Source organism: Amycolatopsis sp. NPDC051102, from assembly GCF_040682815.1.
Classification (GTDB): domain Bacteria; phylum Actinomycetota; class Actinomycetes; order Mycobacteriales; family Pseudonocardiaceae; genus Amycolatopsis.
In genome coordinates this window covers 731,118-757,073 of record NZ_JBFBBT010000002.1, presented here as the reverse complement: position 1 = coordinate 757,073, position 25,956 = coordinate 731,118, and the positions used below count along the sequence as shown (strand labels likewise).

The window sequence follows — 25,956 nt, the reverse complement described above, 5'->3', positions numbered from 1 at the left end:
GCTCAGACCTCCGTCTTCTCCTGGACCGGCAGCTCGGGGCGGGTGCCCCACACGAGTTCGGTGACGGCGCGGACCGCGGCCGGAACGGCCGCGGCCACTTCGGGGGACAGTCCGATCCCTTCGTCGACACACCCCGGTTCACAGCCGACGATCAGCACCCGGCCCGCGTCCCCGCCGAGCAGCCGCAGCAGCCGGAACACCGCTTCGGGCTGCATGCCGTGCGCGTCGATCGACGCCGTTGCCAGGTCCTCGGTGTCGGCCTCGATGAGCGAGAGCGTGCCGGGTGGCCGTCCGTGCGGTGTCGCATCCAGCAGGATCGTCGTGTCGTAGCCGCCCAGCAGGTCGTAGGCCAGGTGCATGCCGGCGATGCCGTAGTCGGCGATCTGCACCCAGTCCGGCAGGTCGGTGCCCGCCAGCTCCTTGACGACTTCGACGCCGAAACCGTCGTCACCCAGGAAGATGTTGCCGACGCCGGCGACCAGGACTCGTGGCCTCATTCCGCGACCTCCAGGGGCTCGATCTCGTCGGGGGAGAAGTACCGGTAGCGGCCGTGCGAGTGCTGCAGGTCGGCGCCCGGGTCGTCGTCGAGGGTGACCGCGAGGTACTCGACCCCGTCCACATCGGACAGCACGACCCGCACGGTGGCGGTCTTGCCGGCCAGGAACATGTCCTGGGCGTCCGCACCGCGCAGGTCCGGCCGCAGCCGCACCTTCGACCCCGCCGTGACGCGGACGCCGGCGACCACCACCGAAGGCTCGACCGGCCGCAGGGACCGGACCGCGCCGTGCAGCCGCTCCAGCAGCTCGGGCGGCATCGTGTCGACGCGGTCGACGATGGCCGCCGCCCGCGGGTCGGTGGCCCGGGCCTCTCGCTTCTCCTCGTCGGTCAGCGTCATCGTGCGCAGCGTGAGGATCTCGTCGATCTCGGTGCCGTCGAACAGGTCACCCGGGCTTTCCGGCGCGATCGCCGGATCGTCGTAGAGGATGATCGGCGACGCGAGCACCACCGTGCTGCGGGCGGTGTCGCCGATCAGCACCGGCCACAGCCGCTCCTGCCGGCAGGCTTCGACCGCCGGTTTCGCCCACTCCGGCGGGTCCAGCATCGACAGGAAGTGCCCGGTGTCGACGCTGAGCACGAGGTGGGCGGCCAGCAACGCGTGCCGCAGGGCGTGCTCGCGGACGCCGTCGGAGGGCCACGACGTCGTGTTGTGCACCTCGACGCGCAGCCGGGTGCCGCCGAACGGCCCGTCGAGCGGGTCGGCCCTGGCGACGAGGACGCCGGACAGTTCGTCGCGCACGTCGAACGGCCGCTCGGCCGGCAGTGCGGAAAGGGGCAGCTCGAAGTCGATCTCGTGCTCGACGCCTTCGTCCCACGTGGTGTCGTCGACGAGCCGCGGCCGAGCCTGCAGGAATCGCAGCTTGACGTGCAGGATCGTGCGTTCGAGGGGTTCGATGACACACTCGACGCGCGCCGACGCGTGCTCGCCGATCTCGGCCGACGCGTACGACGGCGGCACGAGCACGCCCCACTGCCAGCGCACGCGGTTCTTGCCCGCCGACGCCCGGTACGGGTAGAGGAGGTAGCCCTCGTAGAGCACGGCGTCCCCGACCGCGCGGGCCTGGTCCATGACGTTCACGGCCCACCGGCCAGCAGCTGCTCGATCGCGGCTTCCCAGGTCGGGATGGCGTGCTCCGCCTTGTACTTGAGCAGGGCGTCGAGCGTTTCGTGCGGCAGCTTGATCCAGCCGGCGTTCGGGAAGTACCGGTCCATCAGCTCGTCCCAGACGGCCACCGGCATCCGGCACTCGGCCTGCGTGTGCCACGGCACCTGCTCGACCCAGAACCCCGGCCCGCCCTTGCCGAACACCGTCCCGCTGAACAGCAGCACCATCGGCACGACGCCGTCGGCCAGCGCGTGGAAGTACTTGCCGGCCGCGACCTCCAGGTCGTAGGTGCACGGCACTTCGGCGTCGACCTCGGTGGCGCCGGCGAACCCGGGCACGGTCACCGACACGGACGTGAACTGGAACGGCTTCAGCGTTTCGCCCCACCGGGACCGCTCGCCGAAGAGGTGGGTGAGCAGCTCCGACTCGTCGTCGCTGTACCGGCGGCGCTGCGGCTCGATGCGGATCTGGACGCGCAGCACCATCGCGTGCACGGGCTGCCCGGTCAGCTCGGAGATCCGCAGCTTGAACGCCAGCGTCGGCGACGCGGCGTACTTCAGCGGCCGGACGTCGATGCAGTCGAAGGTCAGCTCAGTCATCGGCCACGACCTCGCTGCGCGCCCGCAGGCGCGCGAAGAACCCGTCGATCGCCTCGTGCGCCTCGGTGCCGCCGTCGAAGCCCCGCCACGTCGTCCGGACGAGCCCGACCAGCTCGTAGCAGACGTCGATCGGCACCAGGAAGCACTCGAAACCCAGGTCGAGCTGGTTCAGCAGCAGGGCCTCGACGTCGTCGGCGATGTCGGCGAACGCCGGCGTGCCCGCCAGCAGCTCGTCCCACGTGCCCAGCGGCAGCAGCGACTCGGTCGCCCCCGCCGGGCTCGGGTAGAACGCGACCGGGCGGTCCTGCGCCGAATTGCGGAACAGGAACGCCGTCTTCACCGGGATCCCGGCCGACTCCCACAGCGCCGTCCCCGGCCCGAACCGGGGAGCGTGCCGGAACCGGTCCGGCACCGCCCGGTGCCGCTTCCCGCCCGCCCCGCGGTGGGTGAAGAGCAGGTAGCAGCCCCGGCAGGTGCACAGGATCGTCCGGGATTCGAGGTCGATGACGTGCCCGTGCTCCGCGCCGATCGGTTCCGCGCACATCTCGCACTTCTCGCCCGGCGCGGCGCGCGGGGCGGGGGTGCGGAACCTGCGCAGGCCGCCGGTCACGGAACCTCCACGGGGCAGGGCACCAGCGGCAGCAGCGTCCGGCCACCCGGACCGATCTCCTCCGGCACGACCCCTTCGACGACGACGTCGGAGATCTCCGGCGCCGCCTCCCGGACCACGCGCTCGATGGCGTACTTCGCGGTGACCGTCGAAGACGGGCAGCCGTCGCAGGTGCCCTGCAGCCGCAGCCGCAGGACGCCGTCGTCGATCCCGACGAACTCGACGTCGCCGGCGTGCGAGCCCAGGTACGGCCGGACCTTGTCGAGCGCCTCGGTGACCCGCTCGTGCGTCGACCTGGGGTGCAGGTCGTGCAGCACGAGCAGGCCGCGGACGAGCTCGTCCTCGGCGAGGCGGTCGAGCAAGGGCCGCTCGACGAGCTCCACGATCCGGGCCAGGCCGGCGCCGTAGAACTCGATCAGCGTGTGGACGAGGTCCTCGGCGAGCTCGGCGTCGGCACCGTCGAACTCGCCCAGCAGCTGCTCGATGCGCTCGCCGACCCGGTCGACGTCGGTCATCAGCCGAGCTCCCCGCCGAACGCGTGCGGGGTGTGCAGCCGCTCGATGACCTTGCCCTTGCCGGTGTACATGTGGACGCCGCAGGGCAGGCACGGGTCGAAGCTGCGGACCGCGCGCATGATGTCGATGCCCTTGAAGTTCTCCTGCGTGTTCTCCTCGAAGATCGGCGTGTTCTGCACGGCGTCCTCGTACGGCCCCGGCGTGCCGAAGCTGTCGCGCACGCTGCCGTTCCACGGCGTCGGCGGGTACGGGTGGTAGTTCGCGATCTTGCCGCCCTTGATCACCATGTGGTGCGACAGCACACCGCGGACGGCCTCGGTGAAGCCGCAGCTGACGCCTTCGTCCGGGACCTTGAACGGCTCCCACGTCTTGGTGCGGCCCTGGCGGACCTCACCGAGGGCCTGCTCGCCGAAGTGCAGCGCCATCGCGGCCGCGTACGCCTGGAAGTACGTCCGGGCGCGGTTGCGCTCGAGGGCGTTGCTCCACTGCGGGATCTTCCACTCGAAGTTCGCTTCGGGCTTGGTCGCCGTGCGCGGCAGGGTGATCGTGACGCTGTGCCCGGTCGACTTGACGTAGGGCGTGTCGACCAGCCCGGCGAGCGCGGTCACCCACAGGCGCGCGATCGGGCCGCCGCCGGTGTCGAGGGCCAGGTGGTCGGTGCCGTCGAACCAGCGCGGCGACATCGTCCACGAGTACTTGCCGTCGAAGTCGCGCTTGGCCGGGCGCGGGATGGTGTGCTGGTTCCACGGGTGGCGCTGGTCGACCGGGTTGCCCAGCGGGTCCTGGGTGACGAACATCGGCTGGTCGGCCCAGTCTTCGTAGAACGAGCTGCCGAGCAGGATCCGGATGCCGAGGTTGATGTCGAGCAGGCTGGTCGTGACCAGCTTGCCGTCGACGACCACGCCGGGGGTCACGAACATCTTGCGGCCCCAGGACTCCATGTTCTCGTAGCTGAAGTCGCAGTACTCCGGGTTGTTCAGGCTGCCCCAGCAACCGAGCAGGACCCGCCGCCGGCCGACCTCTTCGTAGCCGGGCAGGGCTTCGTAGAAGAAGTCGAACAGGTCGTCGTGCATCGGCAGGCAGCGCTTCATGAACTCGACGTAGCGCATCAGCCGGGTCAGGTAGTCGGTGAACAGCTGCACGGTGGCGACCGTGCCGACGCCGCCCGGGTACAAAGTGGACGGATGGACGTGCCTGCCTTCCATGAGGCAGAACATCTCCCGCGTGCTGCGGCTGACCTGCAGGGCCTCGCGGTAGAACTCGCCCTCCAGCGGGTTCAGCGAGCGCATGATGTCGCCGATGGTCTTGTACCCGTGGTCACGCGCGTGCGGTGCCTCGGTGCGGTTGGCCTGCTCCAGGACACCGGGGTTGGTCTCGGCGACCATCTTCTCGCAGTAGTCGACCCCGACCAGGTTCTCCTGGAAGATGTTGTGATCGAACATGTACTCGGCGGCCTCGCCGAGGTTGAGGATCCACTCGCCGAGGTGCGGCGGGCGGACGCCGTAGGCCATGTTCTGCGCGTACACCGAGCAGGTCGCGTGGTTGTCGCCGCAGATCCCGCAGATCCGGCTGGTGATGAAGTGCGCGTCGCGCGGGTCCTTGCCCTTCATGAAGATGCTGTAGCCGCGGAACACCGACGACGTGCTGTGGCACTCGACGACCCGCTTGGCGGCCCAGTCGATCTTCGTGTAGATACCGAGGCTGCCGACGATCCGGGTGATCGGGTCCCACGCCATTTCGACGAGGTCGGTCCGGCCCTTGGTGCTGATGCCCTTGTCGGTCTGCGTCTCCGTCATGTCCCGACCCCTTTCAGCGCCACGAAGACTGGTAGCCGGTCTTGAGCTTCTTGCCCGTGTGCCGCCACTTGGGCTCCTTGTCGAGCTTGCGCTCGGTGATCTTCCGCAGCCGCCGGATCACCGACCCGTAGGCTCCGCTGGCGAACGACGACACCTGCGCGCCCGGCGGCTCGTCCATGAACGGCATGAACTTGTCCGGGAAGCCCGGCATGGTGCAGCCGATGCAGATGCCGCCGACGTTCGGGCAGCCGCCGACGCCGTTGATCCAGCCGCGCTTGGGCACGTTGCACTTGACGACCGGGCCCCAGCAGCCCAGCTTGACCAGGCACTTGGGGGAGTCGTAGGCGTCGGCGAACTGGCCCTGCTCGTAGTAGCCGCCGCGGTCGCAGCCTTCGTGCACGGTCGCGCCGAAGAGCCACTGCGGCCGCAGGTGGTCGTCGAGCGGGATCATCGGCGCCTGTCCGGCGGCCTGGTAGAGCAGGTAGGTGATGGTCTCGGACAGGTTGTCCGGGTGGGTCGGGCAGCCGGGCACGCAGACGATCGGGATGCCGGCGCCGGACTTCCAGTCCCAGCCCAGGTAGTCGGGCACGCCCATCGCGCCGGTCGGGTTGCCCTCCATCGCGTGGATGCCGCCGTAGGTGGCGCAGGTGCCGACGGCCAGGACGGCCAGCGCCTTGGGCGTCAGGCGGTCCAGCCACTCGCTGGTCGTCATCGGCTGGCCGGTCTCGGGGTTGTTCCCGAACCCGCACCAGTAGCCCTCTTCCTTGATCGCCTCGTTCGGGATCGAGCCTTCGATGACCAGCACGAACGGTTCCAGCTCACCGCGGTCGGCTTTGTAGAACCACTCGATGAACGTGTCGGCCCCCTTGTCGGGGCCGCATTCGAAGTCGATCAGCGGCCAGTGGACCGCGATCTTGGGCAGGCCGGGCAAAGCGCCGAGGACGATTTCCTCGATGCTCGGTTGCGTGGCGGCCGTCAGCGCGACGGAATCGCCGTCGCAGGACAGACCGGCGTTGATCCAGAGGATGTGGATGGGCTGTACTTCGGTCTCGGTCTGTGTCACGGCTGATCAACCCCGAGTTCGTCGAGTGCGCCGAGGGTCAGCTCCCACAGCGCGTGGTAAAGGGTCGTCTGGGCTTCCTGGATGCGGTGCACGGACGGTGACGGGACGACGAAGAGGTGGTCGATGCTGTCCAGCTCGGCCATCTTCCCGCCGTCGTAGCCGGCGATGCCGACGGTCACCAGGCCGCGCCGGGCGGCTTCGTCGAAGGCGCGCACCAGGTTCGCGGAGTTCCCGCTGGTGGACAGGCCCACCGCGATGTCGCCGGGCCGCCCGAACGCGCCGATCTGCCGGGCGAACACGACGTCGAACCCGATGTCGTTGGACAGGGCGGTCACCACGGCGATGTCGTTCGTCAGCCCGAAGGCGGGCAACGGCCGCGCGTCGCCGGCCGGGCTCAGGAACAGGCTGGCCAGGTCCTGCGCGTCGGTCGAGCTGCCGCCGTTGCCGAAGGCGAGCAGCCGGCCGCCGGCGGCGAACGCGCGCGCGAGGTCCTGCGCACACGCGAACAGGCGGTCGCGGTCGGCCGCGAGCACGTCGGCCCGCAGCGCGACGATCTCGTGCACTTTGTCCACAGTGGACTGATCGACCTGGCGGAGGACGGCGTCGAGGTCGCTTTTCCCCGAGTACAGGAACGGGTACAGCGCTTCGAGACCGTCCGCGCCCACGGGGGACTGTTCCCGTGTCATCGCGAGTCAACTCCTCGGCTGGGGGTTCTCCAAGCGGGCGATGGCTTCCCCGGCGTGCACCAGGACCCGGTCGCCGACGCCGGCCGAGACCAGCGCGACGCTCACTTCTTCCCGGCCCGAGCCGGTGTCCACGACGGCGAACCCGAGGTCCAGGAGTTCGACGACGGTCACTTCGACCGCGGTGTCGGAGCAGGTGATGCACACCCCGTCGTGGCAGACGGGGCCGGCTGCTCTGTCGGCGTCACCGGCGCTCACGACGCCACCTCCGAAGTCAGCGCACCGGGGTGTTCGAAGAAGACGTGCACCAGCTCCCACAACACGTGGTAGGTGGTCACGTGCACCTCCTTGACGATCCGCGGGTCGGCCGAGCGGGCGACGAAGACGTGGTCCAGCCCCGTAGTCGCGGCGATCGCGCCACCGTTACGACCGGTGAGCGCGACGGTGAGCATCCCGAGGTCGCGGGCCGTCTCGAGCGCCCGGCGGACGTTGGCGCACTCGCCGTCGGCCGAAATGCCCAGAGCGATGTCGGCCGGTTCCCCGATGATCCGCAGCTGGTGGGCGAAGACGTCTTCGAGGCCGACGCGGTTGGCGACGCCGGTGACGGTCGCGACGTCGGCGGTCAGCGAAAGCGCGGGCAGCGCATGCTTGCCGACGATCACCGGGTGGACGAACTCGACCGCCACGTGCTGGGCATCGGTGCTGGGCCCGCCGTTCCCGAACACCACGAGCTTGCCCCCGAGCTGGAACCGGCGCGCCATGCCGTGACACGCCGCGGCGACCGTCCCGGCGTCCTCGGCCAGGGCGAGCACCGGCGCCTTCCGGCGCTCGAAGAGGGCGTCGACGGAGTCCGGGTGATTCGGTGACCACGGCATCGCGGTACTTCCTCCGGGCTGCTGCTCGGTGGTGGAGCCCACCTCAGGCTAGAGCTGTGAGCTGAATCACACAATAGAACGATAGGTCGGAAATGCTGCACTCGGTCGTCCCGGCCGTGCTCCGGCCGGGCGAGCGCCTGTTCGGCCTCATGGCCGGACCCGCGCGAAGGCTGTCCGTGGGCTGAACGTGCCCTGGTCGTGCAGGCACCGGCGGATCGGAGATTCATTCACCGGCTGGCTTGGCATGCGGGGATGTTCCCCGGCGTGGTTGCAGGTTGATGTCGCCTCCGGCCACCACGTTGTCCGTTGTGATATCGCCGTGAATGTGACCCAGCTGGATGGCCGTGCCGATAGTGAGGCCGGTGATCACATTGGTCAGGGGCCCCACTGATGGTTGCACCGCATTGAGTGCTGGGCGAAAGCAAGGATGGATGCAGAACAAATACTCATGCGGTTGTATCGATGTCTCCGTCGTTCCGGCGTAGACGAAGCCTGATCCCCGGTGGACTCCCAGGAAGCCGACCGAAAACAACAGTTCGATAATCACGTCGGAATCGAGAAGTTGCAAATACTGCCCGTTGCGTCTTTTCAAGTCTCTCAAGAACGGCTGGAAGAGCCGTGCGATGTCGGTGCGAGAAAGCTCGTGCCCGGAGTCTCGGAAGATGGACAACAGGGAGCTCAGGAACGGGAATCGGATCCCGTACTCCTTCGCCAGGTCGAGCACTTTCCATCGGGAGAAGACGAGCGTCGCGTCGACGACGTCTGCCTCGGTGATTCGATTGTGGCCGTTGCCGAAAGCCATATCGCGACACTGGTTGAGGAACTGGATCGCGTCGCGAGGGCGCGGAAGGGTGCGCTCGAAAAGGTAGTCCGCGGTCGGCTGGCCAAGGACCTCTTCGGGAAAGATCTCACCCCACAGTTCGTCCGGCGCCAGCTTCCTCCCGAGAGCGGCGCCGGCCCTCGCGATCGCGAGTTCGCGGAGCTGGTGGGTGGTCCAGCTGATCCGGATTTCGTCACTGTGGAACTTGTCCGCGTCGCCGAAGTCGAGCGTGTCGTAGATATCCGAACGCACAAAAGAGACACAGCGCAGCGACTTCCCGTAAGTGAGCGCCACGTGCTTCCCTGCCAGTAACAGCCCTACGACCAGCGCCGCGCTCTCCGGCTCGCCCGACCAGACTTGTTCCAGCTGATCCACCAAAACCAGAAGCGTGCCGTGCTTCTTTGTCCACTCAAGATCGTCGAATGCCTGGCGTACACCCGATTCGACGACCTCCAATTGCCGTGAAGCATGCGCGCCGGCCGGCGCGTTCTTCGCGTCGACAGCCACCCTGACGCCGAAGGCTTCCAGGGAGAACGACGACACAAGCCCTCGGCCGGCGCTGGTGACCCGGTGATAGAAACTCTGGTCGGCGAGTTCATTGTTGTCCCGCAGGAACCGTTCCAGCACTCCGACCGACGAGGGGCGCCGCCGTCGGGTCGCCGCACTGCTTGCGTGCCGGACGAGGAAACGAGCAGCGTGGACCGCGACCACGTACCGCCAGAGCAGAGCCTTGGCAGCGGGGCCGGTAAGTCCTTCCAATGCGAAGCGCCGGAAGGCCTCGCCTGCGGCGTCGTCCGGCGTGATCAAATAGGTTCCGTTCGGTTCTCCGTTGCTCATGGCCAGTCGCATGCAGATCGCGCTCTTGCCAGTTCCCTTGCGGCCGATGATCAGGTTCTTCCGGCCCGCGGTGACTTCCGCGTAGACCGCGGTCGGCACGAAGCCGTTCCGGAGCAATCCGTCCGCCATGTCGTGTTCGGCGTCGTCGCGACCGAAGAACAGGCGCCCCACGACGTCGACATCGTCTGAGATGACGGCATCCTTGACCGCTCCGACAACCTTCACGGCCGCGTAGCTCGGGTGAACCGGGGACACCAGCATGGTGTTGACACCGTCCGCTGAACCCAGGGCGGTGCTTAGGTCGCGGGCGAACACCAAGTTGCGCTCTATCTCGTCCTCCACCGCGAGAGCCGCTCGCACGAGCGTCCGCTCGGTCACCACTCCCGCTGCTGCTTCGGACAGCAGTTGCCGGACCGCGGAGTCGTCCCCGATAACCTCCACGACCAGTTCGCCGACCCGCGCGGCGAGACCGGGAACGGCGTGGTCGCGCTGGGCAGCCCAGGCCGCCACGAGCTCGACAGCTTCTCGCACCGACCCACTCCTCCTGCCGCGTTCCCGATCTCATCCTGTTCAGTCGCTTCGATCACCAAACCTGCTACAACTCATCCAGAAATGCAAAGCTCGAGGTCTGTCCGTGATCATGTTCCGGCGTTGATGATCAAAGACTCCGGTGCGCGTCTCCGAGCCGGCAACTTCTCGTCCGGCTTCAGCCCAGCACCGTGCCCGAATTCGCGGTGTTCCGGGTGCGCTTGCGGGAGAACGCACCCAGGTCGATTTCCAGGCCGGTGTGCGGGGCCCGGAACCGGACGGGCACCGCGTCGTGGTCGGCGCCGTTCTCCACCTTGTTGATCAGCTCCGTCATCAGCTGCCCCACGACCGGCGCGTTCTTGAACTGGTTGCCGCTCGTTCCGATCGCCACGTAAAAACCGTCGAGTTCGGTGCGGTCGTAGATCGGCGTCCAATCGTCGGCGACGTCGTAAACGCCCACCACACCGCGCGCCCGGTTGGGGACCGGCAGATCGGGCAACCGCCGCGCGGCCCGCGTCACCTGGGCCTCGAAGACCGCGGCCGTCGGGTGGATGTCGACGGCGTCCGGGTCGTCGGTCCACTGCAGCGGATCGCACTCCGGTTCCGTTCCGCCGACGAGCAGGCCCCCTCCTGCTTCTGCGCGGAAGTAGGTGCCCAGATCCATGTCCGCCACCACCGGCCCGCCGTACCCCTCCCGGACCGGCACGTGCGCCACTTCCTGCCGCATCGGGCGTATCCCGACCGTGAAATCGGAACCTACGCCGGCCAGGCGATTCAGCGCGCCCGACCACGGTCCGGCCGCGTTGACCACGATGGCGCAGGGAATCCGGGTGCCGTCCGACAGCCGCACCGACGTCACGCGCCCGCCGGACTCTTCCACCGCGGTCACGGTGCTGCGGAAGCGGAACTCCGCGCCGCACGCCGAGGCCGCGGCGGCGAGGTTCACGGCGGCGAGGCCCGGGTCCGAGACGTAACCGGCGTCCGGGGTGTACACGCCGCCGAGCGAGTGTTCCGCGTCCGCCCAGAATTCCTCGTCGTCGAGCCGCTTCGGCGGCCAATAGCGGCCGGTGTCGATACCCGGCACGCGCTCGGCCAAGGTCGCGCTGTCCCATTCCTCGTAGGGAACACCGATTTCGTCGAACAACGGAAGCCATGACTCGCGCGGCGCCGCCTCGACGTCCAGCATGACCAGGCCACTGCGCCGGAACACCGCGAGGTCGCCGACGTCGTGGCCGAGGTGGCCGGCCCAGTCGAGCCAGCCGAAGTGCGCTTCCCACGCCGTCGCCACTCCGGCGGTGGTGGAGAAGTTGAACCGGACGACCGCACTCGAGGCCGAGGTCGACCCCTGGCCGGCTCCGGCGGCCCGATCGAGCACGAGCACCCGGTGCCCCGCCCGCGCGAGCTCGAGGGCGATCGACGATCCGATCACCCCCGCCCCGATCACGACGGCATCGGCGTTCGGGCGCTCACCGGGCACGGCAGGTCCTGAGGTAGCTGAGGAACGAGGCCTGCAGACCGGTCACGTGTGTTTCGCGCAGGACCGCGCTGGTGACCGCTCCGCCGCGGGCGGTCAGGCGGTGCAGGACGGTGGCCGCGTTCTTCGTGAGGTTCTGGTAGACGGGCAGGTCCCCGAGGAGCTCTCGGTCGTTGAGGGTCAGGTGGAGCTGGGCGGCAGGCAGGCTGTCGCCCCGTTCTTCGAGCATGGCGAAGATCTGGCTGTCTTCACCGACCACACCGGGGCTGCCCGCTCCGATGCTCTCGAAGAGTGTGCTGCCGGTGAGCCAGGCGTAGAGGCTGAAGAGCCCGCCGTAGGAGTAGCCGAAGAGGCCGTGGCCGCTCGCGGCGGTGCCGTAGTCGCGTTCGATCCGCGGGTGCAGTTCCCCGGTGAGGAAGCCCAGGAACGCGTCGGCGTGGGTTTCCTTCAATTCGGCGAGGTAGGCGTCGGCTTCCTCCCGGGTCATCGCGCCCGTCCGGATTCCGGCCTCCACGGCGTCGACGAACTCCGGGGCGATGGGCTCGCCGGGCGGCACGAGGTCCCGGTTGCGCAGCCGTGCCCAGTGCTGGGCGTCCTCGCCGGCGTAGCCGACGCTGACCTGGATGTAGGGCCGGATCTGCTGCATGGGGTCTTTCTGGGTGACGATGAGCGGAGCCGTCATGCCCACGGCCCAGTTGCCGTCGAGCACGTACACGGCAGGCGCCTGCGCGGTGGCGGGGTCGTAGCCCGGTGGTGTGGTGACCCAGACGCCGTAGTCGTGACCGCTGCCGGACCGCAGCTCGAAGTAGTCGGTGTCGGCGAGGCAGCCCTGCCACATGGTGCTCATCGGAGGTCCTTCACGATTCGGCCGGCCTGGAGAACGAGGACGGCATTGGCGGGATCAGCGAACAGCTCGGGGTCTTCGACCGGGTTGCCGTTCCACAACACGAGATCGGCCTGCGCGCCGGGGGCGATGACCCCGACCCGGCCGGACAGGCCGAGGATCTCGGCGTTGGTCTTGGTGGCCGCCACGAGGGCTTCCATGGGTGTTTCGAGCTTCGCGCGCAGCCGGAGCTCCTCGCCGCGGCGGCCCTGAGCCGGGCCGATGAGATCGGAACCCAGCCCGATCCGCACTCCGGCCTCCTTGGCGGCCGCGAGCGCCTCGGTCATCCGCTCACGAACCCCCAGCACCCGGTCGCGGGTCGATGGGTCGAGGCCCGCTCCGGCGGTGTCGTGCAGCAGCTGCTCGACGACGGCGAACGTCGGCACGAGGGCCACCCCGTGCGCGGCCATCAGGGCGGCCGTGGATTCGTCGAGGCCGGTGCCGTGCTCGACGCAGCGCGCTCCTGCTTCGACCGCGTTCCGGATGCCCTCGTTGTTGTGGGCGTGCACCGTCACGTAGGTGCCCCGCGCCGCGGCTTCCTGGACCGCGACGGCGATCTCCTCGACGGTGAACTGGGTGTCGGTCAGCCGGTCGTGCGCGCCCACCACCCCGCCGGTCACGCAGAGCTTCAGGAAGGAGGCCCCACGGCGGAAGGCCTCGCGCACGTTGTGCCGCAGCTCGTCGGCGTTGCCGGACATCATGGACAGGGCGCACAGGCCGGGCAGGTGGTGACTGCTCCACAGCTCGGTGGGCTCCCAGTCGGCGCCGTAGTAGCCGTGCCCGCCGATCTGGCACTGGACCGGTCCGCACGACAGCACCCGCGGCCCCCGCACCTTGCCCTTCGCGATCGCGGTGACGAGGCCGCCGTCGACCCCGCCGGTGTCCCGGACGGTGGTGAAGCCGGCGTCGAGGGTCGCGCCGGCCGTGGCGAAGATGTCCGCCGCGAGCTCGGCGGCGGAGATCCGGAACGAGAACTGCGGCTGGATCGGGCTCGACAAGCCCAAGTGGACGTGCGCGTCGATCAGGCCGGGCGTCATCGTCAGACCGGCGGCGTCGAGGCGTTCGCCGCGGGTACCGGAGGCGCCCACCTGGGTGATCAGCCCGTCTTCGATGTCGACGTCGACCTCGACCGGGTCATGACCCGATCCGTCGACGACCGTCGCACCGGCCACTTGAAACCGTCCCACGAGTCGTCCCCTCCGGCTGGCGCATCTCTTTTCCAATGGATAAACTGCGGCGGTGGTCCTGTCAAGCAGCGAACGCAACGGCGACGCCCGCGAGCGACTCCTGGCCCGGCTCCTCGACGCCTTCGAGGGCGCCCTTCCCGCGCCGGAGGTGTCGCTGCGCGAGGTCGCGGCCAGGGCCGAGACCAGCCACGCCCTTCTGCGGTACCACTTCGGGTCACTCCCGGGCGTCTTGGCGGCCATGCTCAAGGCGCAGCGAACCCGCGACAACGAGGCACTGCTGGAGGCTGCCCGCCACGGCACCTTCGACGACCTGGTCGTGGCGATCTGGCGCGCCTACACGAGCCCGGATCAGCTGTCGCGCGTCCGCGGCTTCTTCCACGTCGTAGGACTCGCCGCGTACAACCCGGAGGACTTCCGCGAGTTCATCGACTCACTCGACGACCTGACCAGGATGCTGGCCTCGCTCGCCGAACGCGAAGGGCTCGGCACCGAGGAAGCGCTGAACTCGGCCACTGTCACCGTCGCCGCGATACGTGGCCTGCTCCTGCAGAAGGTTCTGACGCCGGGAGCTCACTCTGAAGACGCGGTCGCCTTGATCCTGCGCATGGGCGGAGACCGATCCGGTTCGAGGACACGACAGGGACGTTCATCCGACCGGTAATGGGCCTCGCGGAGGCAAAATGATCGCGAGAGTGCCGGAGAACTAGTCCGAACGACGCCGTGCAGCCAGGAGTTCCGAGGCGGTCCGGTAGGCGTCTTTGAACATTTCGTGATTCACCCACGGTTTGGTCAACATATGGCTGCGCCAATCCTGGTGCGAGTCCAGCAGTTGATCGACCGAAATGTGCACGTACCGCTGAGTGCAGCGCAGCCCGTCACTGGAGATGACCCACTGCTCGTTGGGCACCTCGATCACCCGTCCCAGCTTCAGCTCGGTCTCGCCGACCTCCGCGGACAACGCGGCAGCCAGGGTGTCCACCAATACCCGGCAGGCAGCTTCGAACTGGGCGTCAGGGCACTCCAATCCTCTGGCCACCACGCCGATCGCTCCACCGTCCGGCCAATCGACCGTGACCACCGGCTTGCCGTCGCGCTGTTCCCGGACGACGCGCACGCCACCGTCGCTCCCAGTCGTCGTGAAGCGCAGCCAACGCGTCGTGCCGGGGAGCCGCACCCGAACTCCGCCGGCATCGATCGAGTTGATCGCGGTGAGTTCGCGGAGCAGCACTTCCAGTCGTTCGGCGGTGGGGGTCCGCGAAGCCTCACGCAGCAGCGCCAAACGCCGATGTTGTCGGTTCAGGAGGCCTTCCCGGGTGACTTCGCCGATGTTGTCGAGGCGGTCCTGCGTTTCCCGCACTTGCGCGCTGACGTCGGCCACGCGCTTCTCCGTGCGGCGCACCCGCTCTTCGATCATGCGAGTCAGCACGATCAGCGGGGCTGCCAGCCCCAGCGTGGTGCCCACCTGCAGCAGCAACCCCGGCACGTACTCCCAGCCTTGAATCAACCACCCCCAAATCACGAGGACCAGCCCGAGCGCGGTAGCGAGGGCAGCTGCGACAACTCTCCGTGACATCGGCAGGCTCCTACGCGCAATTGCCGGGTTGGTGGCTGCAACCCGGCTCCGGAACTGGAAGACTCGACGTTCTTTAGTAGCCGTCCACCTGGCCGGTGTTACGGGGACTGGCAAAGGAGCGACCCTTGAGTGCAGATGTCAAGCGTCCGGTGCGAGTCGTCGGGACACCGGTCGCCTACGGTTTGGAGACGTTCAAGGACAGGACGCTCCAGCAGGAGAAAGTGTTGCGTGCACTCACTGACGGACGGACGAGGTTGGTGACGATCGTCGGGCGGCGCGGTATCGGCAAGAGTGCGCTGGCCGCACGGATCGTCGCGCGAATCGAAGACGATCGCGCTCCCTGGATGATCGCGAACATCAGCAGCCGAACCAGCGGCCTGTCGCTGGAACGCATCTTTCTGGACTGCGCGCGGCTGCTCGGCGGCGAAGCCGAGGAGAACCTGCTGTCCGCGTGGACCGGCTCCCGTGCGGTGGTCGACAAGGTGGCCGAGTTGCTCGACGCGTTCACCGGGCACCGGTGCCTGCTCGTGCTCGACAACCTCGAGGACCGGCTGACGGATGTCGGCGAACCGCTGGACGGAGACCTGCGCGATTTCTTCGAGGCCCTGTTCCGGACTCGCCACCTGGTCCAGGTTCTGGTCACCACGCAGGTGCCGATCGCGCTGCCCCCGGCCGTGCGCCGGTACGAGACCCGGATCTACCTCGATGACGGACTGCCGCCGGGTGACGGCGTCGCCCTCCTCCGCGAACTCGATCGCGACGGGGAGGCCGGGCTGGAAAGAATGTCCGACGCCGAGCTGGCAACAGCCGTCAGCCGGCTGCACGGCGTGCCGCGCGCCATCGAACTGGCCTTCGGGGCGCTGGTCGAGGACTACCTGACCTTGCCGACGCTGCAAAGGCTGCTCGACACCTATGCCACCCGGGGTGACATGGTGAAGAACCTCGCTCAAGAGGGCGTACGCCGGCTGGACGACGAGACGCGGCTCGTCCTGGACGTGCTTGCCGTTTTCGGGCGGCCGACCCCGGTGGAGGCGGTCGCTTCGGTGTTGCGGCCCATCGCCCCCGATCTGGATGTGGCCGCCGCCTTGGCCAGGCTGGCGGCGCGTGGGCGGATGGTGACCGTGGATCGCGTCAATCACTGCTTCCGCTTGCACCCGCTGGACGCGGACCTCGTCTTCTCGGAACTCAGTCCCGACGGGCTGCTCGGCAGGAGGCAGCTCGACCGCCACGTGGCCGACTGGTACGCGTCGACCAAATCGGCTCGTGACGGGTGGCGGACCGCCGACGATGTGCTTCCCCAGCGCCGCGAGTTCGCGCACCGGGTGCGGGCAGGCGATCACGAGGTGGCTGCACAGGTGCTCGCGGAAGTTGACGAGTTCCTGATCTGGCGGGGAGCGGCCGGCGCGGTCGTCGCCATGCATGAACAGCTCCTGGACCGGCTGACCGGCGATATCAAGCTGGGCCACCTGGTCGGATACGGCTTGAGCCTCATGCTGAGCGGCTCGCTGGAGGAAGCCTCCGACATCCTGAGCGCCGCGGTCGAGTTGTCCGAACAGGTCGACGACATCCGTCTGCGGCAGCGGGCGACCTATGCCCTGGGCGATGTGTACCGGCAACTGGGGGAGCTGGACCTCGCCGTAGCGCCACTCACCCGCTCCGAGCGGCTCGCCGAAGAGATCGGGGAGTTCGAGCTGCTGAGCCGGACGCTGCTGAGCCTGAGCCTGACGCACAGCTATCGACGGAACGTGTCCGAGGCACAGCGAGTCGCCGAGCGGATGCGAGTGCACGCCGACAAGGCCGATGACGACGGTGGACGGGCACAGGCACACGACGCTGACGCACTTGCCGCCGTCGTGGCCCAGAACTGGCAGCGGGCCATCGACGCATCCGGACTGGCCTTGGACCACTACGAGAAAGCCGGGATCACCGAGGCACTCGGTTACGCATACAACGTGATGGGTATCGCCCACCTGGCTCTGGGTCAATACGGTGAGGCGGAAGAGAATCTGCTGCGCGGTCATGAGTGCGGGCTCGAGCAGCAGATACCGCGCATCGCCGGGATGTGCCTGTACAACCTCGGGTGGCTCGCCTGGCGGCGCCGTGACCACGCCGCGGCTGCGGCTGCGGCGAGCGACGCGGGGCAGGCGCTCGGCCGGGCGGGCGCACGTGAGCTGGCCGCCATGAACCGGCTTGCCGACGCCGCGCGAGCCATGGTCGCCGGTGACCGGGCGGCAGCGGCAAGCGGCCTCCTGGCCGCCGCAACCAGTTCCCGTGGCAACGCCGACCTGGTCCCGGCGGAGTGGCTGGAAGCCGAAGCGGCCCTGATCGCGGACAACCGGCAGTCCGGAGAAAAATCGGGACAAGGGGCAGAAGACGATGAAAGCTGAGGTGGCCGGCGATTTCGCGACGGCGTTGTCCAGTTTCCGCCGGGGTGACTACGAGGGCGTCATCCGGTGGAGCACGGATTACCTGGGCGCAAGCGATTCGGGTCAAGACGCCGCGATGGAGCTGCGCGTCATTCGCCTGCTGCTGAGCGCTTCGGAAATGTGGTGGCGGGACGCCGTCGTCTCGGATCGCTACGTCCCAGTGCGACAACTGATCGAGCGCGCGGACGAGGCCGCCGCACGCACTGGCGATCCGGCAGACCTGGCGGTGGTCCACTACCTGAGGGGCACGGCGCAGGTCACCGCCGAAAGCCTGACGCAGTCGGTGGCGACCTTGGACGCGGCCGTGGAACTCGCCCGGCGGGCGGGGGATCGGTTCACCGAGCTGGCGGCACTCGCCCGGCTGGGACACCACACCGTGGGGCGGAACCTTGCTCGTGGTCTCAAGCTCCTGCACGAGGCACACGCACTTGCGAAACTGCCCGGGTCTTTCCGTCACCCGGAAGACATCATGCTGTCGGAGGGCATCCGGACCCGGCTCGTCGGGTACATCGGCGTGGCCGAGTTCGACAAAGGCTCGTTCGGCGCAGCCGAATTGCACTTGCGCGAGTCTCTGGACAAGCTGGTCGCTGTCGACGCACGCGCGATGATGTCGAACTACCTCGGTCAGCTGCTCACCGCCGAAGGCCGGTTCGAGGAAGCCGAGGAGGTGCTGCGGGCCGCACTGGCACTGCTCGGCCCCGATTCGCGCGAAAGCGGGCACCAAGGGTACAACTTCGCCCAGCTCGGCAAGCTGTACCTCGAAGCAGGACGGCCGGCGGACGCGGAAGGCCCGTTGGTCGAGGGGTGGCGGCAAGTACGCGCATCCGGGAACGTCTCGCTGCTGCCTCTGGTGCGGAACTTCCTGGCCGAACTGCTGATGGACGAGGAATTCCCGGGACGGGACCTGTCCCGTGCCGCGGCACTGCTGGACGAGACGGTGGCCGAATGTACTCGAACCGGCTTCCAGCGCAGTGAGATAGCCGCCTTGGCTTTGGGCGCACGGGTCGCGGCCGCCCGCGACGACGTGCCAACGGCGCTGGGACTGAGCGAGCGCGCCGTACGCCGGCTGGAGGTCAGCGGCACGATGCCGGCCCTGCGCAAAGAGGAAGTCTATTTGGCGCGACATGACGTGCTGGTCGCGGCGGGGGAGATGAGCGAAGCGCGCAGGTGGCTTGAGCTGGCCCGGAACGAAGTGGACCGCAAGGCGTCGTCCATCGCCGATCTGCGGCGGCGGAAGGTGTTCTTCGAGCGGGTCCGGCTCAACCGGGCAATACGCCGGGCGCACTGACGTTTGCCGTCACCTGGGTGGCGCAGCGGTTGCGCTGGAGGGCTGAATGCCCGGTGAGAGCGTCGATCGCCGTTCGTTCCGGTGATAGCGTCCACGGTCGGTGGGGGAATCCGGCTCTGGGGGCGTTCGTGGTGAAGCAGTGGCTTGTCGTCTTCGTAGTGGTGGCACTCGGGCTGGCCGGGTTTGCTCCGGTGGCCGTGGCGGTCGCGCCCAGCGGGTGCACGACCTCCATCCAGTGGGTGCAGCAGGGGAGCGACTACTTCGACGGGCTCGGCAGCGTGCAGTGCACGAGCGGGCGGTACAAGGCGAAAGAAGTCTGCCTCGACAACCAGACCGGGGCCGGTTACGTCATCTACGGCACCCAGGTCGTGAGCGCGCCCGCGACGGCCACGGTGCTGTGTCGCACCGGGAACTCCGCGCTGTCGGTGTTCGCCGTGACCGATCCGCCGGATGCCGGCCTCACCGGCTGCGTCTCCTGGACCGAGTGGGTCAGCCAGGGCAGCAACCTGTTCCACGGCCGCGGGCAGGCGCAGTGCGACACCGGGCAGTACCGCGTCAAATCGTTGTGCAAGAACGAGCAGACCGGGGACTACTACATCGTGTACGGCACTCAGGCGGTGACCGCGCCGAACGCCGTCTCGATCACCTGCAACACGGGCAACACGGCCCAAATCGTGCAGGCGGTCGCCGATCCGGCGGCCGCGGGACTGGCCGGCTGCATGACGTGGAGCGCCTGGATCGTCCAGGGCAGCACGATGTACTACGGCCGCGGCAGCGCCCAGTGCGACAGCGGCCGGTACCAGGCCCGCCTCGCCTGCCACAACGTCCAGACGGGCCAGGACTACGTGGTGTACGCACCGGTCGTGACGGCGCCGGACACCTCGACCGGCACCTGCCTGCCGGGCAACAGCGTCACCGCCGTGACCACGCAGGCGGCCTGACAACATCCGGTGACGCCGGCCTTAAGCTGGCGGGGTGGATGAGCTGACGCCGCCGCGCGTGCTGGTGATCGAGGACGCCGAAGCGATCCGGGTGCCGGTCGAGTCCGCTTTGGCCGATGCGGGCTTTTCGGTGCGTTCGCGGCCCGACGGTGCGGAGCTGGAAGGGGAGCTGGTCCGGACCCGGCCGGATCTGGTGGTGCTGGACGTCATGCTGCCCGGGCGGGACGGGTTCGAGCTGCTGCGGGTGATCCGGCGGACCTCGGCCGCCGGGGTGGTGATGCTGACGGCGCGGGACGGCGTCGAGGACAGGCTGCGCGGGCTCGGCGAAGGGGCCGACGACTACATCGTGAAGCCGTTCGTGCTCGCCGAACTCGTCGCCCGGGTGACCGCGGTGCTGCGCCGGACCGGGCGGACCCGGCCGGCCGTCGAGGTCGGGGACCTCGTGATCGACGTCGAAGGCGGCCGCGCCCGCTACGGCGACGCTGACGTCGAGCTGACCTCGACCGAGTGGAAGGTGCTGATGTACTTCGCCCAGCACCGCGGCCGGGTGGTGTCCAAGACCCAGGTCCTCACCGCGGTGTGGGGTTACGGCGACTCCGCGCCGAACCTCGTCGAGGTCAACGTCAGCACGCTGCGCCGCAAGCTCGAAGCGCACGGCCCGCGCGTGCTGCACACCGTGCGCGGTCAGGGGTACGTCCTGCGCGGCGAGCCGTGAGTCTGCGGACGGCGTCGCTGCGCCGCCGGGTCACCGTCACCGTGCTGGTGGTGCTGGCGGTGGTGCTGGTCGCCGTCGGCCTGGTGGTGGACGCGGTCTTCCGCGCGCAGGCCGAGCGGGACGTGAACACGGTGCTCACCACCCGGGTCCAGCTCGCGCAGCAGCTGGCCAAGCAGAACGTGTCGCCGCAGACGCTGGTGCGGCGCGTCGAAACCAGGGGCGTGACGGGCTCGTTGTCCCTGCCCGGTGGCGCGTTGTTCGGCACGCCGACGCCGCCGGCCGACGCGCGGATCCGGCTGGTGCGCGCGACGCTGTCCGGGCCGCCGCGGATCAACGGCGCCAAGCTGACGCTCACCGCCGACGAGTCGCTGATCGCGGCCGCCGAGCGGAGCCTGCGGTGGGTGCTGCTCGCCACCGGGCTGGCTGCGCTGGCCGTCGCCGCCGGTGCGCTGCTGCTGGCCGTCCGGTTCGCGCTCGCCCCGCTGGACGTGATGACCCGGCTGGCGCGGTCGATCGTGTCCGGTGAGCGCGGCGGCCGGCTCGCTCCCGAGCGGACGGGAACCGAGCTGGGGCGCGCGGCGGTCGCGTTCGACTCCGCACTGGACGCGCTCGAAGGCGCGGAGGGCGCGGCGCGGGCTTCCGAAGAGCGGACGCGGCGGTTCGTCGCCGACGCGGCCCACGAGCTGCGGACGCCGTTGGCGGGTGTCCAGGCGGCGGCCGAGGCGTTGCTGCAGCAGTCACCGGACACGCCCCACGAGGACCGGGAACGGCTGCAGCTGCTGGTGGTCCGCGAGTCGCAGCGGGCCGGCAGGCTCGTCGCCGACCTGCTGGACCTGGCCCGGCTCGACGCGGGCGCCGAGCTCGAGCGGGCCCCGGTGCCGCTGCGGGAGCTGGCCGAGGCGCAGGCCGAGCAGGTGCGGCTGACCGCGCCGGACGTCGCCGTCGAGGTGACCGGGCCGGACACGACCGTGCTCGGCGACCGGGCCCGGCTGACCCAGATCCTCGCCAACCTGACCGGCAACGCCGTCCGCGCCATGGACGGCCGGGGCACCATCACGCTCGAGATCACCGCGGACGGGGTCACGGTGACCGACACCGGCCCGGGCGTCCCGGGCACGGAACGCGAACGGATCTTCGACCGTCTCGTCCGCCTCGACGCCGCCCGCAGCCAGGCCGGTTCGGGGCTGGGCCTGCCGATCGCCCGGGGTTTCGCCCGGGCGCACGGCGGTGACCTGTGGTGCGAGGCCGCGCCGGGCGGGGGAGCGCGGTTCCGGCTGGCCGGCCTGCCCGCCGTGCCGTGACGCTCAGGCGAACAGGCCGTCCAGGCGGCCGCTGTGCCCGGGCAGGACCTGGCCCGCGTCCGTGCCGAGGACGTTCTCGACGAGCGAGGCGTAGACGTCGCGGAAGTCCGTGGTGAGCTTCAGATCGCCGTCGTCGAGGTCGGTCAGGCTGGGCTCGGCGCCGTGGAAGCCGCCCTTGACCTTCGAGCCGAGGACGAAGACCGGGCCCGCCGTGCCGTGGTCGGTGCCTTGGCTGGCGTTCGCCGTCACGCGGCGGCCGAATTCCGAGTACACCAGCACCGTCGCCTGCTTGCCGCGGTCGGTCTTGGCCAGCCGCTGCACGAACGGCGTGAGCGCGCCGTCCAGCTCGGTCAGCAGCCGCTGCTGGGTGCCGCGTTCGTCGGCGTGGGTGTCGAAGCCGCCCAGCGACACCGAGTACGCCCGGGTCGGCACGCCCGCTTCGAGCAGCCCGGCGACGACGTCGAGCTGAGCGGCCAGCTCGCCCTTGGCCTTCTGCCCGTCCTTCGCCGGCTTGCCGAGCGTTTGCACGGCCCGGTGCAGGTCGGTGACCGATCGAGCGGCGCGCGCCTGCCAGAAACCCTCGCCGGGCTGCGCCGCGCCGAGGCCGGCGAACGCCTTGCCGAGCGCGCCCTCCGGCAGCTTCAGCCCGCCGACCGGCAGCGACGCGGCGGCGGTGCGCTCACCGGCGAGCAGCGGCGGCAGCACCGGGTCGACCGAGACCGCGCGCAGCGGGTCGTCACCGGTGGCGTCGAGCCAGCGGCCGAGCCAGCCGGTCGGCACCGACGTCTCCGGGGAAGCCGTCTGCCAGATCGCCATCGAGCGGAAGTGGCTGTGGTCCGGTTTCGGGTAGCCGACTCCGCGCAGCACGGCGAGCTCCCCGCCGTCCCAAAGGGACTTGAACCCCTTCATGCCGGGGTTCAGTCCCAGCCCCTCGCCCAGGTCGAGGACTTCTTCCGGCCGGTACGCGAGTTCCGGCCGCGCCTTCTGGTAGGCGGGATCGCTCGCCGGGACGACGGTGTTGAGCCCGTCGTTGCCGCCGTAGAGGGTGACGACCACCAGCACGCCGGCGCCGGGGTCGAGGGGGTCGTCCTGCGCGGCCGACATCAGCCGGCCCCAGTCGACCTGCGTGGCGCCGGCGGCCAGGGCCGCGGCGGCCGTCACGCCGGTCGCGGTGAGGAACCTGCGACGGTTCACCTGCTGCACGATCGTCACCCGCTCACTACGTATTCGGGGGCACAAGCGGCCACAGTGGACAGTTGGCGGACGTTGCCGGCCACCCCGGCCAGCGCGCCCCGCGTGCGGTCGGACCAGGCGTCGACGCCGAGCAGGTCACCGATCGCGGCGACCTTGTCCCGCGCCTTCGCCACCGAGCCGAGATCCGCGTGCGCGGCGACCAGCTGCGCGGCGTGCAGCCGCGCCACGCCCGCCGACGTCGTCAGCCACGCCCCGCCCGCGGCCCAGCCCCCGACGCTCGGCGGCTGGAACGGCACCTGGCCCATCCCGCGCAACGCCGCCAGCAGCCGGCCACGGGCCTTTTCGTCGAGCTTCCCCGGCCGGACGCCGAGCGCGCGCAGCAGCCCGGCCAGCCATTCGACCGGTTGCTTGACCAGCGAGGTCCCGCTGTCGTGGAACGCCGCCTCGCCGGTGATGGCGCGCAGCAAGGCGTTGATGTCACGCCGGCTGCCGTAGGCGGCCACGAGCCGGTTGAGCGTGTCCGCCGGTGGCGGGGTCGTGGACACCAGCCGGGCCCAGATCCGCCCGATCACGAACGGGGCCGAATCCGGCCGGCCGAGGACGAGGTCCACGAAGGACTCGGCGTCGAAATCGGCGCTGGCCCCCAGGATCCGCTTGACGCCGTTGTCGTGCCGCTTGGCGACCAGCTGCGCGCTGGTGGCGTCGCGCTTGGCGGTCCAGCCGGTGAGCGCGCGGGCGGCCTCGCGGACGTCGTCCTCGGTGTAGTGCCCGATACCGAGGGTGAACAATTCCATGAATTCCCGCGAGAGGTTCTCGTTCGGCTTGCCGGCCTTGTTGCTGTTGCCGTCGAGCCACAGCAACATCGCCGGGTCGACGACCATCGCGCGGGCCAGGTCGGTGAAGCTGCCGAGCGCGTGGTCGCGCTGGGTCTGGTTCTGCGCGAGCATCAGCCGCGGGCTGCGCACCTTCTGCTCACCGGTGGCGAAGTGTCCGTGCCAGAACCAGGTCAGCCGTTCCACGGACGCGAGGTCGGCGGCCACCATCCGGTCGAGCCACCACCCGGCGGCCTGCGTGGCCTGCGCCTGAACGGCCTTGCGCGCCTGCTGCTTGGCGGCCTGGTCGGCGCTCTTGCCGGGCTTGTCCGGCGGCGGCCCGGGATCGGGCATCGGCGTCGCGGCCGCCCCGAGGTCCGGTCCGCCGCCCAGCAGCCGGTCGCGGGTCTCGGCGAACCCGCGATCGAGATCACCGGCCCGCGGCCCGAAGCCGAGCCGGTCGTGCAGCCGCCGGACGGCGGCTCGTTCGGAGAGCACCACCATGCCGTCGATGCTGCCGCCCGGAACGGCCCGGCGGCGAGGCTGTCAGGGGTTTCTTAAGCCGATCCACAGGCATGCTGTGCGCCGAGGGCGAACTCAGTCACGAGCCCGCGCCTCGTGCTGGCCGCGAAGGACGGCGTAGAGGTGGTCGGGGTCGTGGGTGAAGGGGAATCCCTTGGCGCAGGCCCGTTCGGCGTCCTGCCGGATGCCGCGCAGCGCGCCGGGGGACAGCTCCGGGACGCCCGGGCCTTCGGTGCGCAGCCAGTCGAGCAGGTCGTCCCAGCCCGCCCAGTCGCCGGCCGCCAGCACCGTCCGCACGGTGGCGCGGTCGAATTCTTCGGCGCGCAGGTCGTCGTCGGTCGTCGTGTCGTCCTTTTCGGTCATGGAACGGCCGTACCCGGTGTTCCGGGCGGCAAACGTCCGGGCGGAGGAGGCCGGTTGCCGGGGGCCGGGCCGGGAACCCGGAGTGTTCGCTTCGAGACCCGAGGAAAGGCTCGAGCATGACTGCTCAGCGTGCGCCGGAGGCCCTGGTGGTGGGGCTGCTGACCGATGACGGGTTGCCCGGGCAGCTCGCCGGGAGAATCGCGGACGACCTGCCCGCCCGCCTGGCCCGCGACCTCGGCGAGGAGACGGACTGGCGCGTCGAGCACGAGACGCAGTCCCTCCCGCTGAACGAGGAGGGCGACATCCCCATACTGGACCTGGCGGAGGAGCGCCGGGCCGAACACGGCTGGGACCTGCTGGTGCTGATCACCGACCTGCCGCGGCGAGCCGGGACGGTGCCGATCGCGTCGGACTACAACGGCGACCACGGCGTGGCGATGGTGTCCCTGCCCGCGCTGGGTGCGCTGCGGCTGCGCGGCCGGGCGTCCCGCCTGGTCGTCCACCTGGTCCGGCACCCGGTGGCGCGCCGCTCGGCGAAGGAGGCCGATCCGCCGCGGGGGTTCCTCGACCGGCTGCGGGAGCTGGTGGCGCCGACGCGGCACATCCGCGGCCGCGGCGCCGCCGACGAGCACCTGGCCCTGGTGGGGGTGCGCGGCCGCCTGCGGCTGCTCGCCGGGATGATCCGGGACAACCGCCCGTGGCGGCTGGTGCCCAACCTCGCCGGAGCCACCGCGGCCGCGGCGGGCACCGCCGCGTACGGCATCATCACCACCTCGTTCTGGAAGCTCGCCGAAGCCCTGCCCGAGCTGCGGCTGGCCGGGATCACGGTACTGGCGATCGTGGTCATGTCGGGCTGGCTGATGGTGCACAACCGCCTCTGGGATTCCCCGTCCGGGCACCTCGAACGGCAGAAAGCCGTGCTGTACAACGTCTCGACCGCGCTGACGCTGTCGATCGGCGTCGCCTGCATGTACGCCATCCTCTTCGTGCTGGCGCTGCTGGCGTCGATCGTGCTGATCGAAGGCTCCTACTTCGGCCAGATCCTCGGCCATCCGGCCGGACCGGCTTCGTACCTCAAGCTGGTGTGGCTCGCGACCTCCGTGGGCATCGTCGCCGGGGCGCTGGGTTCGAGCGTCGAAGACGAGGACCGCGTCCGCCGGGCGACCTACAGTCGGCGTGAGCGGGAGCGGCAGCAGCGCAACCGCGAACGCGCCGAGGAAGCCGAAGACGACTGAGCGGTCACCGGGGTCGTCCCCCGGGTCCGGTCACCGGCTCGGCGGTGGCCGGA

At 69.8% G+C, this 25,956-nt stretch carries 25 protein-coding genes; 7 read left to right on the top strand and 18 right to left on the bottom strand.

Translation table 11 applies throughout. From position 1 onward, the window contains the following. Positions 1-2: 2 nt before the first annotated feature. The 14 genes from AB0M93_RS09470 to AB0M93_RS09405 all read right to left on the bottom strand — a co-directional run bounded on the left by AB0M93_RS09470 (position 3) and on the right by AB0M93_RS09405 (position 13,533). Positions 3-497 carry a hydrogenase maturation protease gene (locus AB0M93_RS09470; RefSeq protein WP_364270186.1) on the bottom strand — a complete coding sequence of 165 codons (495 nt, stop codon included), beginning with the start codon at positions 495-497 and terminating at the stop codon, positions 3-5. Further along, positions 494-1,636, bottom strand: a complete 1,143-nt coding sequence (locus AB0M93_RS09465; protein WP_364270184.1) for a hypothetical protein — start codon at positions 1,634-1,636, stop codon at positions 494-496. Before AB0M93_RS09465 ends, AB0M93_RS09470 begins: the two co-directional genes overlap by 4 nt. Beyond that, positions 1,633-2,262: a DUF6084 family protein gene (locus AB0M93_RS09460; protein WP_364270182.1), complete on the bottom strand. Its 630-nt coding sequence runs from the start codon at positions 2,260-2,262 to the stop codon at positions 1,633-1,635. Before AB0M93_RS09460 ends, AB0M93_RS09465 begins: the two co-directional genes overlap by 4 nt. Then, positions 2,255-2,872, bottom strand: a complete 618-nt coding sequence (locus AB0M93_RS09455) for a DUF5947 family protein (protein WP_364270180.1) — start codon at positions 2,870-2,872, stop codon at positions 2,255-2,257. The genes AB0M93_RS09460 and AB0M93_RS09455 overlap by 8 nt, the downstream gene beginning before the upstream one ends. Then, positions 2,869-3,387, bottom strand: coding sequence for a NifU family protein (locus tag AB0M93_RS09450; RefSeq protein WP_364270178.1), 519 nt, complete (start codon positions 3,385-3,387; stop codon positions 2,869-2,871). Before AB0M93_RS09450 ends, AB0M93_RS09455 begins: the two co-directional genes overlap by 4 nt. Further along, entirely contained in the window at positions 3,387-5,183 is a 1,797-nt protein-coding gene (locus AB0M93_RS09445; RefSeq protein ID WP_364270177.1) for a nickel-dependent hydrogenase large subunit, read from the bottom strand. The genes AB0M93_RS09450 and AB0M93_RS09445 overlap by 1 nt, the downstream gene beginning before the upstream one ends. A gap of 13 nt (positions 5,184-5,196) precedes the next feature. After that, positions 5,197-6,246, bottom strand: a complete 1,050-nt coding sequence (locus tag AB0M93_RS09440; protein WP_364270175.1) for a hydrogenase expression protein HypE — start codon at positions 6,244-6,246, stop codon at positions 5,197-5,199. Beyond that, positions 6,243-6,932, bottom strand: coding sequence for an SIS domain-containing protein (locus AB0M93_RS09435; protein WP_364270173.1), 690 nt, complete (start codon positions 6,930-6,932; stop codon positions 6,243-6,245). Before AB0M93_RS09435 ends, AB0M93_RS09440 begins: the two co-directional genes overlap by 4 nt. A gap of 6 nt (positions 6,933-6,938) precedes the next feature. After that, complete coding sequence (locus AB0M93_RS09430) at positions 6,939-7,187, bottom strand: HypC/HybG/HupF family hydrogenase formation chaperone (RefSeq protein ID WP_364270171.1); 249 nt, start codon at positions 7,185-7,187, stop codon at positions 6,939-6,941. Continuing rightward, a complete protein-coding gene (locus tag AB0M93_RS09425) occupies positions 7,184-7,804 on the bottom strand; it encodes an SIS domain-containing protein (RefSeq protein ID WP_364270169.1) in 621 nt (206 codons plus the stop codon). Before AB0M93_RS09425 ends, AB0M93_RS09430 begins: the two co-directional genes overlap by 4 nt. Positions 7,805-8,027: 223 nt before the next feature. Next, a complete protein-coding gene (locus tag AB0M93_RS09420; protein WP_364270167.1) occupies positions 8,028-9,992 on the bottom strand; it encodes a hypothetical protein in 1,965 nt (654 codons plus the stop codon). Between the two features lie 175 nt (positions 9,993-10,167). After that, positions 10,168-11,466, bottom strand: a complete 1,299-nt coding sequence (locus AB0M93_RS09415; RefSeq protein WP_364270165.1) for an FAD-dependent oxidoreductase — start codon at positions 11,464-11,466, stop codon at positions 10,168-10,170. Then, positions 11,456-12,310, bottom strand: coding sequence for an alpha/beta hydrolase-fold protein (locus AB0M93_RS09410; protein ID WP_364270164.1), 855 nt, complete (start codon positions 12,308-12,310; stop codon positions 11,456-11,458). The genes AB0M93_RS09415 and AB0M93_RS09410 overlap by 11 nt, the downstream gene beginning before the upstream one ends. Continuing rightward, entirely contained in the window at positions 12,307-13,533 is a 1,227-nt protein-coding gene (locus tag AB0M93_RS09405; protein ID WP_364270162.1) for an amidohydrolase family protein, read from the bottom strand. Before AB0M93_RS09405 ends, AB0M93_RS09410 begins: the two co-directional genes overlap by 4 nt. A 52-nt stretch (positions 13,534-13,585) precedes the next feature. Between AB0M93_RS09405 and AB0M93_RS09400 the strand changes: the two genes are divergently transcribed. Then, positions 13,586-14,194, top strand: coding sequence for a TetR/AcrR family transcriptional regulator (locus AB0M93_RS09400; RefSeq protein ID WP_364270160.1), 609 nt, complete (start codon positions 13,586-13,588; stop codon positions 14,192-14,194). Between the two features lie 42 nt (positions 14,195-14,236). On the opposite strand, the gene AB0M93_RS09395 is transcribed toward AB0M93_RS09400, so the two are convergent. Further along, entirely contained in the window at positions 14,237-15,007 is a 771-nt protein-coding gene (locus tag AB0M93_RS09395) for a hypothetical protein (RefSeq protein WP_364270158.1), read from the bottom strand. Positions 15,008-15,231: 224 nt separating this feature from the next. Between AB0M93_RS09395 and AB0M93_RS09390 the strand changes: the two genes are divergently transcribed. The 5 genes from AB0M93_RS09390 (at position 15,232) to AB0M93_RS09370 (ending at position 21,777) form a co-directional block, all read left to right on the top strand. After that, positions 15,232-17,493 carry a tetratricopeptide repeat protein gene (locus AB0M93_RS09390; protein ID WP_364270156.1) on the top strand — a complete coding sequence of 754 codons (2,262 nt, stop codon included), beginning with the start codon at positions 15,232-15,234 and terminating at the stop codon, positions 17,491-17,493. Further along, complete coding sequence (locus AB0M93_RS09385) at positions 17,483-18,820, top strand: hypothetical protein (RefSeq protein WP_364270155.1); 1,338 nt, start codon at positions 17,483-17,485, stop codon at positions 18,818-18,820. The genes AB0M93_RS09390 and AB0M93_RS09385 overlap by 11 nt, the downstream gene beginning before the upstream one ends. 131 nt (positions 18,821-18,951) lie before the next feature. Further along, positions 18,952-19,761, top strand: a complete 810-nt coding sequence (locus tag AB0M93_RS09380) for a hypothetical protein (RefSeq protein ID WP_364270153.1) — start codon at positions 18,952-18,954, stop codon at positions 19,759-19,761. A 34-nt stretch (positions 19,762-19,795) separates the two neighbouring features. After that, positions 19,796-20,476 carry a response regulator transcription factor gene (locus AB0M93_RS09375; RefSeq protein WP_364270151.1) on the top strand — a complete coding sequence of 227 codons (681 nt, stop codon included), beginning with the start codon at positions 19,796-19,798 and terminating at the stop codon, positions 20,474-20,476. Beyond that, positions 20,473-21,777: a HAMP domain-containing sensor histidine kinase gene (locus tag AB0M93_RS09370; protein WP_364270149.1), complete on the top strand. Its 1,305-nt coding sequence runs from the start codon at positions 20,473-20,475 to the stop codon at positions 21,775-21,777. Before AB0M93_RS09375 ends, AB0M93_RS09370 begins: the two co-directional genes overlap by 4 nt. A 3-nt stretch (positions 21,778-21,780) precedes the next feature. Here AB0M93_RS09370 and AB0M93_RS09365 read toward each other — a convergent pair whose 3' ends face one another. From AB0M93_RS09365 to AB0M93_RS09355, 3 genes are all read right to left on the bottom strand, one after another. Then, positions 21,781-22,989, bottom strand: a complete 1,209-nt coding sequence (locus AB0M93_RS09365) for a DUF1501 domain-containing protein (protein WP_364270147.1) — start codon at positions 22,987-22,989, stop codon at positions 21,781-21,783. Beyond that, positions 22,986-24,287, bottom strand: a complete 1,302-nt coding sequence (locus tag AB0M93_RS09360; protein WP_364270145.1) for a DUF1800 domain-containing protein — start codon at positions 24,285-24,287, stop codon at positions 22,986-22,988. The genes AB0M93_RS09365 and AB0M93_RS09360 overlap by 4 nt, the downstream gene beginning before the upstream one ends. A gap of 93 nt (positions 24,288-24,380) precedes the next feature. Continuing rightward, positions 24,381-24,668, bottom strand: a complete 288-nt coding sequence (locus tag AB0M93_RS09355) for a hypothetical protein (protein WP_364270143.1) — start codon at positions 24,666-24,668, stop codon at positions 24,381-24,383. A 116-nt stretch (positions 24,669-24,784) separates the two neighbouring features. Between AB0M93_RS09355 and AB0M93_RS09350 the strand changes: the two genes are divergently transcribed. After that, entirely contained in the window at positions 24,785-25,903 is a 1,119-nt protein-coding gene (locus AB0M93_RS09350; RefSeq protein WP_364270141.1) for a hypothetical protein, read from the top strand. Positions 25,904-25,956: the final 53 nt, after the last annotated feature.

Coding starts and splice junctions, on each gene's coding strand:
- AB0M93_RS09470 (WP_364270186.1), bottom strand. CDS start 497: ATGAGGCCACGAGTCCTGGTCGCCGGCGTCGGCAACATCTTCCTGGGT.
- AB0M93_RS09460 (WP_364270182.1), bottom strand. CDS start 2,262: ATGACTGAGCTGACCTTCGACTGCATCGACGTCCGGCCGCTGAAGTAC.
- AB0M93_RS09450 (WP_364270178.1), bottom strand. CDS start 3,387: ATGACCGACGTCGACCGGGTCGGCGAGCGCATCGAGCAGCTGCTGGGC.
- AB0M93_RS09445 (WP_364270177.1), bottom strand. CDS start 5,183: ATGACGGAGACGCAGACCGACAAGGGCATCAGCACCAAGGGCCGGACC.
- AB0M93_RS09435 (WP_364270173.1), bottom strand. CDS start 6,932: ATGACACGGGAACAGTCCCCCGTGGGCGCGGACGGTCTCGAAGCGCTG.
- AB0M93_RS09425 (WP_364270169.1), bottom strand. CDS start 7,804: ATGCCGTGGTCACCGAATCACCCGGACTCCGTCGACGCCCTCTTCGAG.
- AB0M93_RS09410 (WP_364270164.1), bottom strand. CDS start 12,310: ATGAGCACCATGTGGCAGGGCTGCCTCGCCGACACCGACTACTTCGAG.
- AB0M93_RS09385 (WP_364270155.1), top strand. CDS start 17,483: ATGAAAGCTGAGGTGGCCGGCGATTTCGCGACGGCGTTGTCCAGTTTC.
- AB0M93_RS09360 (WP_364270145.1), bottom strand. CDS start 24,287: ATGGTGGTGCTCTCCGAACGAGCCGCCGTCCGGCGGCTGCACGACCGG.
- AB0M93_RS09355 (WP_364270143.1), bottom strand. CDS start 24,668: ATGACCGAAAAGGACGACACGACGACCGACGACGACCTGCGCGCCGAA.
- AB0M93_RS09350 (WP_364270141.1), top strand. CDS start 24,785: ATGACTGCTCAGCGTGCGCCGGAGGCCCTGGTGGTGGGGCTGCTGACC.